The sequence below is a fragment of the Xanthomonas arboricola genome (genome assembly GCF_003353015.1).
GTDB classification, from domain to species: Bacteria; Pseudomonadota; Gammaproteobacteria; order Xanthomonadales; family Xanthomonadaceae; genus Xanthomonas; species Xanthomonas arboricola_E.
The window spans coordinates 227,358-240,162 of the sequence record NZ_QREM01000008.1 but is presented as its reverse complement, the minus strand read 5'-3'; the positions used below and the strand labels follow the sequence as shown (position 1 = coordinate 240,162).

The 12,805-nt window shown below is 67.0% G+C and carries 11 protein-coding genes; 8 read left to right on the top strand and 3 right to left on the bottom strand.

Features of this window, described 5'->3' with window-relative positions:
* Nucleotides 1-41: 41 nt before the first annotated feature.
* Nucleotides 42-833, bottom strand: coding sequence for a cytochrome C assembly family protein (locus C0541_RS09000; protein WP_115047717.1), 792 nt, complete (start codon nt 831-833; stop codon nt 42-44).
* Nucleotides 834-1,328: 495 nt separating this feature from the next.
* On the opposite strand from C0541_RS09000, the gene ffh reads away from it, so the two are divergent.
* The 7 genes from ffh to rplS all read left to right on the top strand — a co-directional run bounded on the left by ffh (nt 1,329) and on the right by rplS (nt 7,224).
* Complete coding sequence (gene ffh / locus C0541_RS08990) at nt 1,329-2,705, top strand: signal recognition particle protein (protein ID WP_046342053.1); 1,377 nt, start codon at nt 1,329-1,331, stop codon at nt 2,703-2,705.
* A gap of 365 nt (nt 2,706-3,070) precedes the next feature.
* Nucleotides 3,071-4,141 (top strand): NAD(P)H-dependent flavin oxidoreductase, encoded by a 1,071-nt coding sequence (locus tag C0541_RS08985; protein WP_115047715.1) that lies wholly within the window; start codon nt 3,071-3,073, stop codon nt 4,139-4,141.
* Complete coding sequence (locus tag C0541_RS08980) at nt 4,132-4,929, top strand: aminotransferase class IV family protein (protein WP_115047713.1); 798 nt, start codon at nt 4,132-4,134, stop codon at nt 4,927-4,929. The genes C0541_RS08985 and C0541_RS08980 overlap by 10 nt, the downstream gene beginning before the upstream one ends.
* 98 nt (nt 4,930-5,027) lie before the next feature.
* A complete protein-coding gene (rpsP, locus tag C0541_RS08975) occupies nt 5,028-5,288 on the top strand; it encodes a 30S ribosomal protein S16 (protein WP_011036396.1) in 261 nt (86 codons plus the stop codon).
* Nucleotides 5,289-5,331: 43 nt separating this feature from the next.
* Nucleotides 5,332-5,844 carry a ribosome maturation factor RimM gene (gene rimM / locus C0541_RS08970; protein ID WP_115047711.1) on the top strand — a complete coding sequence of 171 codons (513 nt, stop codon included), beginning with the start codon at nt 5,332-5,334 and terminating at the stop codon, nt 5,842-5,844.
* Between the two features lie 69 nt (nt 5,845-5,913).
* Entirely contained in the window at nt 5,914-6,672 is a 759-nt protein-coding gene (trmD, locus tag C0541_RS08965) for a tRNA (guanosine(37)-N1)-methyltransferase TrmD (protein ID WP_104650533.1), read from the top strand.
* 144 nt (nt 6,673-6,816) lie between these two features.
* On the top strand, nt 6,817-7,224 hold the full coding sequence (gene rplS, locus C0541_RS08960; protein WP_011036399.1) for a 50S ribosomal protein L19: 408 nt from the start codon (nt 6,817-6,819) through the stop codon (nt 7,222-7,224).
* Nucleotides 7,225-7,564: 340 nt separating this feature from the next.
* Here the strand turns inward: rplS and C0541_RS08955 are convergent, their stop codons facing one another.
* A complete protein-coding gene (locus tag C0541_RS08955; protein ID WP_115047709.1) occupies nt 7,565-9,049 on the bottom strand; it encodes an MATE family efflux transporter in 1,485 nt (494 codons plus the stop codon).
* 279 nt (nt 9,050-9,328) lie between these two features.
* Between C0541_RS08955 and C0541_RS08950 the strand changes: the two genes are divergently transcribed.
* A complete protein-coding gene (locus C0541_RS08950; protein ID WP_104650531.1) occupies nt 9,329-9,736 on the top strand; it encodes an RNA-binding S4 domain-containing protein in 408 nt (135 codons plus the stop codon).
* A 618-nt stretch (nt 9,737-10,354) separates the two neighbouring features.
* On the opposite strand, the gene katG is transcribed toward C0541_RS08950, so the two are convergent.
* On the bottom strand, nt 10,355-12,601 hold the full coding sequence (katG, locus tag C0541_RS08940; protein ID WP_115047707.1) for a catalase/peroxidase HPI: 2,247 nt from the start codon (nt 12,599-12,601) through the stop codon (nt 10,355-10,357).
* Between the last annotated feature and the right edge of the window lie 204 nt (nt 12,602-12,805).

Sequence of the window (12,805 nt, the reverse complement as noted above, 5' to 3'; positions counted from 1 at the left end):
GCCGCGACGGTGCGGCCAGGACGCCCCTGAAGCCAGGTCGATCAGCGCGGCCCCAGCACCAGTTCGATCACGAACTTGCTGCCGAAGAACGACAACACCAGCAGCGCCATCGCGGTCAGCGTCCAGTGCACCGCCTTGGTGCCGCGCCAGCCGTTGCGCCAGCGGCCGATCAACAGCGCACCGAACACGATCCACGACAGGATGCTGAGCACGGTCTTGTGCAGCAGCCGCTGCGCCAGGAAGTCCTGCACGAACAGCAGGCCGGTCAGCAGGGTCAGGCTCAACAGCACGAAGCCCACCGTGATGGTGCGGAACAGCAGCGTCTCCAGCTCGGTCAACGGCGGCAGCGCGCGCAGCCAGGTATGGAAGTCGCGCCGGCGCAGGGCCCGCTCCTGCAGCCACAGCATGATCGCCAGCAACGCGGCGATGCCCAGCGTGGCATAGGCCAGCAGTGCCATCCACGCGTGCAGTTCCAGCCGCCAGCCCAGGTCCGGGCTCGGTTCGTGGCCGTAGGCGTGGTAGCAGGCCAGCAGGATCGCCGACAGCGGGAACACCACCACGCCCACCGCCGCCATGCGCCCGCGCGCGCCGAACACCGCCGTCAGCGCGGCCATGCCCAGGCCGCACAGCGAGAGCGCCGCGAAGAAGTGCATGTCCGGTCCGCCGGCGGTGCGCAGTGCCACCAGCACGTGGTACCCGGCATGCAGCGCCACGGCCGCCAGCGCCGGGATCAGCCAGCGGGCGGGCGCCTGGTTGCCATCGCGCAGCACCGACCGGGTGAGCAGCGCCGTGGCCAGCAGATACAGGGCGAACGCGATGAGAACGATTGTCATCGTGTCAGTTTCGCATATTGGTGGGGCGGGGAATCGGGAATCGGGAATCGGGAATCGGGAATCGGGAATCGGGAATCGGGAATCGGGAATCGGGAATCGGGAATCGGGAAAAGCGGGTTGCGAGCTGCGGGCNGGGAATCGGGAATCGGGAATCGGGAATCGGGAATCGGGAATCGGGAATCGGGAATCGGGAATCGGGAATCGGGAAAAGCGGGTTGCGAGCTGCGGGCTGCGGGCTGGCGCTGGGCGGCTTGCGGGGGGCAGGCCGCGAGTGGGGAGGGCGGGCTTGGGATGGGGCGGCCGATGGTCCTGCGGCTGCGTTTCCTGTCCATTGCGGCGCTGGTGCTGGCGCTGGCTGGCCGCGCGCATGGACGGGCGTTGGTGCGGCGGCGTCCCGGGCCGGCTTCGCCGGCCGGGCAGCGGGGCCGCCGGGGCGGCGCGTTGGCCGGTGCCGCTATAATCGACGCCCGTTTCCCCTCACGCGGTCCCTTGCGCATGTTCGAGTCCCTTACCCAACGTCTCTCCGGCACCATGGAGCGCCTGCGCGGCCGCGGTCGCCTGACCGAGGAGAACATCCGCGAGGCCACCCGTGAAGTGCGCATCGCCTTGCTCGAAGCCGACGTGGCGCTGCCGGTGGTGCAGGCGCTGATCGAGCGCATCAAGGTGCGCGCGGTCGGTCAGGAAGTGCTCAAGTCGCTGACCCCCGGCCAGGCACTGATCAAGATCGTCCGCGACGAGCTGACCGCCGTCATGGGCGCGGCCGCCACCGACCTCAACCTCAACGTGCCGGCGCCGGCAATCATCCTGATGGCCGGCCTGCAGGGTGCGGGCAAGACCACCACGGTCGGCAAGCTCGCCAAGCACCTGAAGGAAAAGCGCAAGAAGAAGGTCATGGTGGTCTCGGCCGACGTCTATCGCCCGGCCGCGATCGAGCAGCTCAAGACCCTGGCCGAACAGGTCGGCGTGCTGTTCTTCCCCTCCGACGCCTCGCAGAAGCCGGTCGACATCGTGCGCGCCGCGATCAGCGATGCGCGCAAGTCGTTCGCCGACGTGCTGCTGGTCGATACCGCCGGCCGCCTGGCGATCGATGCGGCGATGATGGACGAGATCAAGGCGCTGCACGCCGCGGTCAACCCCACCGAAACCCTGTTCGTGGTCGATGCGATGACCGGCCAGGACGCGGCCAACACCGCCAAGGCCTTCGGCGAGGCGCTGCCGCTGACCGGCGTGGTGCTGACCAAGACCGACGGCGATGCCCGTGGTGGTGCCGCGCTGAGCGTGCGCTACATCACCGGCAAGCCGATCAAGTTCGTCGGTACCGGTGAAAAGACCGACGGCCTGGACGTGTTCCATCCCGACCGCGTCGCCAGCCGCATCCTGGACATGGGCGACGTGCTGTCGCTGGTGGAGCAGGTCGAGCACAGCGTCGACCAGGAAAAGGCCGCCAAGCTCGCCGCCAAGGTCGCCAAGGGCAAGAAGTTCGACCTCAACGACATGAAGGAACAGCTCGAGCAGATGCAGAACATGGGCGGCATCCATGGGCTGATGGACAAGCTGCCGGGCATGGGCCAGATCCCGGACAACGTCAAGCAGCAGGTCACCGGCAAGGAAGTGCCGCGCATGATCGCGATCATCAACTCGATGACCAAGAAGGAGCGCCGCAACCCGGCCCTGCTCAACGGCTCGCGCCGCGCCCGCATCGCCCGCGGCTCCGGCATGCAGCCGGCCGACGTCAACAAGCTGATGAAGCAGTACCAGCAGATGGAAAAGATGATGGGCAAGCTGGCCGGCGGCGGCATGAAGGGCCTGATGCGCAACATGAAGGGCATGATGGGCGCCATGGGCGGCCGCGGCGGCATGCCGTTCCGCTGAGTTTCAAGCGGCAACACACGCAGTGTGTGCCTCCAACAGGCGTGCGTTGGGTCGAATTCGCGCCGGCAATCCCGCCGGCAATCCCGCTGGCGCTACAGCCGACCACTAGCTGGACGGTGCTGCCGACGGTGCCGGTGTGGTGGCTTTCGATCGTCTAGGTGGTCGAGTCGGTCGAGCAACTGGCCGACACGCGCGAAGGTCGTTGATCAACACGTCGGCCAAGCGATGCCCTGTCCTGTGCTTGCCACTGCAATGACGGACCGACGTTGATCGCCACTGCACACACACGCCGCCTGCAGGCGGTAAGCGGACGTCCGGATGCACGGGCGGTTACCATGAAGTCTCATGATGTCAGGCCACGCACGATGGGTTCGTTTCCGCAGGTCGACGCCTTCCAGCAGCGTTTTGGTTTAGGACTTCCGATCCTGCTCAGCCCCATGGCCGGTGCCTGCCCGGTGCCGTTGTCGGCGGCGGTTGCCGCGGCCGGCGGCATGGGCGCGATGGGTGCGGTGTTGTCGCAGCCGCAGGACATCGTGGCGTGGATGGCAGCCTTCCGGGATGCGAGCGCCGGGCCTGCGCAGGTCAATCTATGGATTCCCGATCCGGCACCGGTGCGCGATGCTGCTGCGGAGGCGCACGTGCGTGCGTTTGTGTCGCAATGGGGGCCGCCGGTTCCCGAGGATGCGGGCGATGTGGCGCCTGCCGACTTCGATGCCCAGTTCGAGGCCTTGCTCACCGCGCGGCCTGCCGTGGCCTCGTCGATCATGGGTGTGTTTCGGCCTGACCAGGTTGCACGCCTGAAGCACGCCGGCATCGCCTGGTTCGCGTGCGCCACCACGCTGGACGAAGCGCGTGCGGCCCAGGTGGCCGGTGCCGATGCGGTGGTCGCGCAGGGAGCCGAAGCCGGCGGGCATCGCGGTGCGTTCGACGCCGGGCGGGCCGAGCGTCAGATGACCGGGCTGTTCGCCTTGTTGCCGCGACTGGTCGATCACCTCGATCTCCCGGTGATCGCCGCAGGCGGCATCGCCGACGCGCGCGGCATTGCCGCGGCGCTGACGCTGGGCGCAAGCGCCGTGCAGATCGGCACCGGCCTGCTGCGCACCCCCGAGGCGGCGCTGCCAAGCGCCTGGGCCGATGCCCTGGCCCAGGCCGAACCGGAACACACCCAGCCGACCCGCGCATTTTCCGGCCGGCTGGGGCGTGCGCTCGCCACGCCGTATGTGCAGGCGTCCGCCGCCGCAGAGGCAGCGGTGCCGGCGCCGTATCCGGTGCAGCGCGCGCTGACCGCGCCGATGCGTCAGGCCGCCGCGCGCGACAACCGCCTGGACGCCATGCAGGCCTGGGCCGGGCAATCGGCCTGGATGGCACCGGCCCGGCCTGCCGCGCAGGTGCTCACCCAATGGTGGGCTGAGGCGCAGGCGCTGGCGTGCCGCTGATCTTCTGCAACGGCGCAGTGGCGACAGCGCAGCAATTGGGCGCGGCCGCATTGATCAACTACGGCCACTTCACCACGTTGCAGGTGCGCGCCGGTGCGGTACGCGGGCTGGACCTGCACCTGCAGCGGTTGCAACACGACGGTGCTGCCTTGTTCGGTGCAGCGATCGATGAGGCATCCCTGCGCGCCCAGTTGCGCGCTGCGTTGTCGGCTGCGGACTGCGCCGATGCCAGCGTGCGCATCACCGTGTTTGCGCAGGAGTTCGACCTGCGCGATCCATCGCGGCAGGTTGCGCTCGATGTACTGATCTCCATCGCGCCCGCTGCCCGGATGCCGACCACCGCACTACGCGTGCAGCCGGTCTGCCACCTGCGCGAGCAACCCCGGCACAAGCATGTCGGCACCTTCGCGCTGCTGCACCTGCGTCGCCAGGCCCTGGTGGCCGGCTACGACGATGCCCTGCTGGTCGACGCCCAGCAGCATCTGCTGGAAGGCGCCTTCTGGAATCTGGGCCTGTGGCAGCAGGGCAGGGTGGTGTGGCCACAAGGACCGGCGCTGCTTGGCACCCAGCAGCGTCAGCTGCAGGCAGGCCTGCAAATGCTCGGGATCCCGCAGCAGTCGCGCCCGGTCACGCTGGGGGAACTGGACGGGTTCGACGGGGTGTTCAGCTGCAACGCGCGCGGCCAGCAGGCGATCGTGCAAGCCGGAACGGCGTCGTGGCCGGCGCAGGCCGCGCAACTGCCATTGCTGGAGCAGGCCCTGCAGACCCAGGCCTGGCAAGGGATCTGAGCGAAGTGGGGGTGGCTTGGCTTCGCCGCCGGAGCCCGCTATAATCGCCGGCTTACCGCGCCATTCTGGCGACTGGGCAACTTTAGGAAAACGACACCATGGTCAAGATTCGACTGACCCGCGGCGGCGCCAAGAAGCGTCCGTTCTACCACATCATCGTGACCGACGTGCGCAGCGCGCGCGACGGCCGCAACATCGAGCGCCTGGGTTACTACAACCCGGTTGCCCAGGGCGCAGAACCGCGCGTCGTGCTGGACGTTGCTCGCGTCGACCATTGGGTCGGCCAGGGCGCACAGCTGACCGACAAGGTGCGTAACCTGTATCGCGAAGCCTCCAAGTCCCAGGCCGCTGCGGCCTGATCTTGAGGGCCGGGCATCGCTGCCTGGCCCGGAGTCGACGCAGATGAAGCCGACCGAGCGCCGCATCCTGTTAGGCAGGATTGTCGGCGCTTTTGGTGTCAAGGGCGAGCTCAAGCTCGAATCCTGGACCGAACCGCGCAGTGCGATCTTCCGGTACCAGCCGTGGATCGTGCGTTCGCCCTCGGGGCAGGAAACGGTTGTGAGCGGCGTGCGCGGGCGCGACCAGGGAAAGAACCTGATTGCGGTGTTCCCGGACGTGACGGACCGCGATACCGTCGAGGCCATGCACGGGACCGAGATCTACGTCGCGCGCAGCGCGCTGCCGCCGCCCAAGCCCGACGAATACTATTGGGTGGATCTGGAAGAGCTGCAGGTGCGAACCGTCGAGGGCGTCAAGCTCGGCACGGTGTCGCACCTGTTCTCCACCGGCTCCAACGACGTAGTGGTCGTGCGCGGCGATCGTGAGCGGATGATTCCGTTCGTGTTTCCGGAGTTCGTCAAGTCGGTGGACTTCGAGGCCAATCTGATCGTGGTCGACTGGGATCCGGATTTCTGACCGGAATGGCGCATCGCGCCGCTCCGCTCTTGCTTTACCCATTCCCCACTCCCGATTCCCGATTCCCCAGTGCGCATCGACGTCATCAGCCTGTTCCCCGAGTTCATCGCGCAATGCGCGGCGTTCGGCGTGGTCGGGCGGGCGCAGGAGCGTGGCCTGCTGGAATTGCAGGGCTGGAATCCGCGCGAGCATGCGCAGGGCAATTACCGCCGCGTGGACGATCGTCCGTTCGGGGGCGGGCCCGGCATGGTGATGTTGATCGAGCCGTTGCGGGCCTGTCTGGACGCGGTGCAAGCGGCGGACCCGCGTCCGGCGCCGGTGATCTATCTCAGCCCGCAGGGGCGGCCGCTCACCCAGCCGCTTGCCCGCGAGCTGGCGCAGTTGCCACGCATGGTGCTGTTGTGCGGGCGCTACGAAGGCGTGGACGAGCGTTTTCTGGCGCAGGCGGTGGATATGGAAATCTCCATCGGCGACTACGTGTTGTCCGGTGGCGAGTTGGGCGCGGCGGTGCTGGTGGATGTGGTGACGCGCTTGCAGGAAGGGGTGTTGAACGACGCCGAATCCGCGGCCCAGGACAGTTTTGAAGGTCCGCAAGGCCTGCTCGACTGCCCGCACTACAGCCATCCATCGACCCACGACTGGGGCGATGTGCCGGATGTGCTGCGTTCGGGCAACCACGCTGCGATTGCACGCTGGCGCCGGCAGCAGTCGCTGGGCCGGACCTGGTTGCGGCGCCCGGACCTGCTGGACGAGGCCGGGTTGGACAAGAACGATCGCCGCCTGCTGGACGAGTTTCGCCGCGAACTCGCCCAGGGCGACGAGAAATAAGGGCTCACCCCTAGCTCTTGCAATAACGGTTGGGGTACAATATGCGGCTTGCTGGCCAGCCTTGCGTCTGGCCCTCCTACGAACCTCGAGCAATCGCCGTGCGGCGACTGCCGGTCCAATATCACCAGACACGCGGTGCCCATCATGAGCAAACTCAACAAGACCATCCTGGCTGACTTCGAAGCCGCCCAGATTCAGCGCCAGCTGCCGGAGTTCAACCAGGGCGACACCGTCGTGGTGAACGTCAAGGTGAAGGAAGGCAACCGCGAGCGCGTACAGGCCTATGAGGGCGTCGTGATCGGTACCAAGAACGCCGGCCTGAACTCCGCGTTCACCGTGCGCAAGATCTCGCACGGCTTCGGCGTCGAGCGTGTGTTCCAGACCCACAGCGCCATCATCGACTCAGTCGAAGTGAAGCGTCGCGGCAAGGTCCGCGCCGGCAAGCTGTACTACCTGCGTGGCCTGGAAGGCAAGGCTGCCCGCATCAAGGAAGACCTGGCCGCCGCTGCACAGGCCAAGGCCGCTCGCCAGGCTGCTGCCAAGGCTGAGTAAGCCACCGGCAGGCTTGTCCTGCTGATGCCAGACGGCCGCCTTCGGGCGGCCGTTTGCGTTGTGGGAATCGGGAATCGAGATCAGGGAATCGGGATTGGGGATTTGGTGGTGGTGCGTGCGTGAGGTTCGCGGGGTAGGCGAGCGCGTGCTGTGTTGGTCGAGGGAAAGACGTCCTGGCAGCTGCCCGCTAGGTGTTGTGTGGATTTGGTCGAGTGGATCTCACTCATCCAGGCGGTCATGCGCTGGATCGATCATTTCAACAGGGCACCCGGCTGCTGGGTTCGACCTGGCTTGATTTCAGTCGCTGTTGCCGCCCGCCGCCCGTTGGTGCCGGCCGACATCAGCGCTGGCGGTGCTGCGGCAATGTTGCGATCGGCGCGGTATCGGCGACCGGCGAGGCCGGATGCGCCGGTACTTCGGCGGCGGCGGCCAGCTCCGCAGGATTCGCCGGATGCGCTGGCGTGGTCAGCATGCGTGCCTTGCGCCAGCCGCCCCAGCGGTAATACGCCAGCGACAGCAGCATCGAACACACCGAGCTGATCGGGAGGCTCCACCAGATGCCATCGGCTCCCAGGTGCGGAATCAAGGCGTTCGCCAGGGGCACGCGCACGCCCCACAGACCGAACGCCAGGATCAGCAGCGGCGGGATCACCGCGCCAGTGGCCCGCACCACGCCGGAAATCACAAAGCTCACGCCAAACAGCAGGAACGACCAGATACCGATGTGATTGAGATGCCGCGCAACCTCCAGTGTCGGGCTGTCGCTCGGCAGGAACAGCGCCAGCGTCCAGCGGTCGAACACGATCAGCAGCACGATCAACACGCCGGTCATCAGGAAGTTGGCGACGATGCCGGTGCGTGCGGTTGCATCCACACGCGTCCACAACCCGGCGCCCACGTTCTGCGCCGCCATCGTCGAACATGCCGCGCCCAGCGCCATCGCCGGCATCTGGACATAGGTCCATAGCTGCAACGCAGCGCCGTAGGCGGCGGCGGTGTCGGTGCCGAAGCCGTTGACCAACGTCATCATCGCGATCATGGCCAGCGAAATCAGCACCATCTGCAGGCCCATCGGCACGCCCTTGACGATGAGTGCGCGCAGGATCGTGGGCGCGATGCGGAACAGGTGCAGGTCGCCGCGTCCCAGCCACAACACATGACGCTTACTGCGCAGGTACAGCAGCAAGCCGCCCAGCGCCACTGCCTGCGCCAGCAACGTGGCCCAGGCCGCGCCGGCGATGCCCAATGCCGGAAACGGCCCCAGACCGAAGATCAGCAACGGGTTGAACACGATGTCCAGCACCACCGACACCAGCAGAAAGCGGAACGGCGTGCGGGCATCGCCGGTGCCGCGCAGTGCCGCCGACAGGAACGCGAACACATAGATCAGCGGCATGGCCAGGAAGATCACCCGCAGGTACTGCTCGGCCAGCGTCTGCGATGCCGGCGGCGTGCCCATCGCGGTCAACAGGTGCGGCGCCAGAAACCAGCCAAGCACCGCGATCAGCGCCGACAGCCCGCCGAAGAAACTGGCGCTGGTGCCCATGACCTTGCGCGCCTGCGCAAGGTCGCGCGCGCCCATCGCCTGGCCGATCAGGATGGTCGAGGCCATGCCGATGCCGAACACCGAGCCGATCAGGAAGAACATGATGCTGTTGGCATTGGCTGCCGCAGTCAGCGCGGCTTCGCCGAGATAACGTCCGACCCAGATCGCATTGATCGAGCCGTTGAGCGATTGTGCGATGTTCCCCGCAAGGATCGGCATCGCGAACAGCAGCAGATTCTTGCCGATCGGGCCTTCGGTCAGGACAGCGGATTTGGGCATCGCAGACACGCCGTGGGACGGGAGCTGCGAACACTAGCATTGGCAGGCGCGAGGCGTGAGGCGTGCAGTCGCCAGGCGTCGCGATGAGGCGGGCGCAGCATCCGTTGTGCAGGGCTGCCTGTACCGGTCAGCCAGGACGCGGTCGGCGGACCCGTTCCATCCGGCGGCCATGCTTGAGTTCCGGCGCGGGTGCCCAAATATTTTTCGCTCACCGCAGCCGTTGCGACGCGATCACGACAGCGACCTGCAGCCCCTGGACCCGACGGCAAGCACAACGCGATGACTCAACTGGTGGAACAAGCGACGACGGTCAGGCTGGATGTCTGGCTGTGGGCGGCGCGCTTCTTCAAGACGCGCAGCCTGGCCAAGACGGCGGTGGACAACGGCAAGGTGGATGTGGCCGGCCAGCGGCCCAAGCCCTCGCGCACGCTGCGCACTGGCGAGCAACTGCGCATCGACCGTGGCGGCGAAATCTTCGAGATCACCGTCGCCGCGCTGAGCGATGTGCGCGGCCCGGCACCGGTCGCACAGACGCTGTACCTGGAAAGCGATGCCTCACGCGAGGCGCGTGCACAATGGCGGCTGCAGCGTGCCGCCGAACGCACCGGCTATCGCGCACCCGAGGGCAAGCCGGACAAGCGTGCACGCCGACTGATCAACGCACTGGGCGATATCGACGCGTTGTAACGATGCGTGTGTGCCCGCTGCGCATTGGGTGATGGAAATAAACGCCCAGAGCGTTGCTGTTCACGCACGAGGAAACGGCGCTTCCCGGCTGAGTCGAGTGTGTGGCGCCCTCAGCAATTGCGGGACACGTGGTGAATCCGTCACTGGAGACTCGGTGGCGGCATCCATGCCGCCCCACGGTTCCGCAATTGGCGAGGACACCGCACCAGATAGCTGATCGGTTGTTTGCTTGAACGCTTATCGTTGATCGGCTTGCGTCAGGAAATCAGCTGACGCTTCTTTGTCAGAACAGCAGGGCACCGTGCCTGCTCTTAGCCAAGCACACCGACCATCCCGCCTGGTCCTTGCCCGCTCACCGTCGCGGGACCTTACGCGGCATGGATGCCGCGTAAGAGCCTCCATGGACGGATTCACGGCGTGTCCCGCGATGGTGGGCGGGCAAGGGCCCTGCAGCCAAGCCGCAGACCAGCCGCTCCACCATGGAACTCTCCGCGCAGACCAATCGCTTCAAGCCAATCGCTTCAAGACCACCGACATTTTTTGCCGAGTCGATGACTTGTGCGTGGTTCCCCCGAGCGCTATAGGCGCACGCACGAAGGCGTGCGTGCGCCTCGCGCCTCAGGCCAGATCGAAACGATCCAGCTGCATCACCTTGGTCCAGGCGGCAACGAAGTCCTGCACGAACTTCTCCTGCGCATCGGCACTGGCGTAGACCTCGGCCACCGCACGCAGGATCGAGTTGGAACCGAACACCAGGTCCACGCGCGTGCCGGTCCACTTGTGTTCGCCGGTGCTGCGGTCGCGGCCTTCGTAGATCTCCTTCGACTCGGAGGTGGCTTTCCATTCGGTGCGCATGTCGAGCAGGTTGGCGAAGAAGTCGTTGCTCAGCACGCCGGGGCGGGTGGTGAACACGCCGTGCCTGGAGTCGCCGACATTGGCGCCGAGCACGCGCAGGCCGCCGACCAGCACGGTCAACTCGGGTGCGGTCAGTGTCAGCAGCTGTGCCTTGTCGATCAGCAACGCCTCTGCCGGCACTGCGTAGCGCTGCCTGGCGTAGTTGCGGAAGCCATCGGCCACCGGCTCCAGCACCGCGAAGGACTCGACATCGGTCTGCTCCTGCGAGGCATCGGTGCGGCCGGGTGCGAACGGCACGGTGACGCTGTGGCCTGCGGCCTGTGCGGCACGTTCGACCGCGGCGTTACCGGCCAGCACGATCAGGTCGGCCAGCGAGATCTGCTTGCCGCCCGACTGTGCGCCGTTGAAGTCGGCCCGGATGCGCTCCAGCGTGCCCAGCACCTGCGCCAGCTGCGCGGGCTGGTTGGCCTGCCAGTCCTTCTGCGGTGCCAGCCGGATGCGTGCGCCGTTGGCGCCGCCGCGCTTGTCCGAGCCGCGGAAGGTCGACGCCGATGCCCACGCGGTGGACACCAGCTGCGCCACGCTCAGGCCGGAATCGAGGATGGCCTGCTTGAGGGCGGCGGCGTCCTGTGCATCGACCAGCGGGTGGTCGACGGCCGGCACCGGGTCCTGCCACAGCAGTTCTTCGCTCGGCACCTCGGTTCCCAGGTAACGCGAGCGCGGGCCCATGTCGCGGTGGGTGAGCTTGAACCAGGCACGGGCGAACGCGTCGGCGAACTGGTCGGGGTGTTCGTGGAAGCGACGCGAGATGGCCTCGTAAGCGGGGTCGAAACGCAGCGCCAGATCGGTGGTGAGCATGGTCGGGCGGTGCTTCTTCGACGCATCGTGCGCATCGGGAATGATGGCGTCGGCGTTCTTGGCCACCCATTGGTGCGCGCCGGCCGGGCTCTTGCTCAGCTCCCACTCGAACTTGAACAGGTGGTCGAAGAAGTCGTTGCTCCACTGCGCCGGGGTGGTGGTCCAGGTGACTTCCAGGCCGCTGGTGATGGTGTCGGCGCCCTTGCCGCTGCCGTAGCGGTTGTGCCAGCCCAGGCCCTGGCTTTCCAGCTCGCCGGCTTCCGGCTCGGCACCGACGTTGTCGGCCGGGCCGGCACCGTGGGTCTTGCCGAAGGTGTGGCCGCCGGCGATCAGCGCCACGGTCTCTTCGTCGTTCATGGCCATGCGCGCGAAGGTGTCGCGGATGTCGCGCGCGGCGGCGACCGGGTCGGGCTTGCCGTCCGGGCCTTCCGGGTTGACGTAGATCAGGCCCATCTGCACGGCGGCCAGCGGGTTTTCCAGGTCGCGGGTGTGCGGCACTTCGCTGTCGTCGTCCTTCACCAGCACGCCGTGCGCCTCGTCCACGCCCGGCGAGCCGCGCGCGTAGCGGTCGTCGCCACCCAGCCATTTGGTTTCCCGGCCCCAGTACAGATCCTGATCCGGCTCCCAGGTGTCCTCGCGGCCACCGGCAAAGCCGAAGGTCTTGAATCCCATGCTCTCCAGCGCGACGTTGCCGGTGAGGATCATCAGGTCGGCCCAGGAGATCGCCTGGCCGTACTTCTGCTTGATCGGCCACAGCAGCCGGCGGGCCTTGTCCAGGCTGACGTTGTCCGGCCAGCTGTTGAGCGGTGCGAAGCGCTGCTGGCCACGACCGCCGCCGCCACGTCCGTCGCCGATGCGATAGGTGCCGGCGCTATGCCAGGCCATGCGCACGAACAGCGGGCCGTAATGGCCGAAGTCGGCCGGCCACCAGTCCTGCGAGTCGGTCATCAGCGCACGCAGCTCCTGCTTGAGCGCGGCCAGATCGATGCGCTTGAACGCCTCGGCGTAGTTGAAGGTCTGGCCCAGCGGGTTGGACTTGCTCGAATGCTGGCTGAGCAGGTCCACGCGCAACTGCTTGGGCCACCAATCGCGGTTGGTGGTTCCGGTACCGACGACGGCGTGGTTGAAGGGGCACTTTGCTTCGGTTGTCATGGCAATACCTGTGTGCGTGAGCACTTGGGGAGCTGTGTGCCGAAACTGCGGACACGTGCTGGTGGAGTCGAACGGAGAGGCAATGCGTCAGCGGTGGTCATCCACCAAAGGCGCTGATGCGGCCGTGGGGGCATCGAGACGCGTCGACGCGTGTGCCGATGCTAGCGCCTGCCTGCAGGGGCCGGTATGGGGCGATATGCAGAA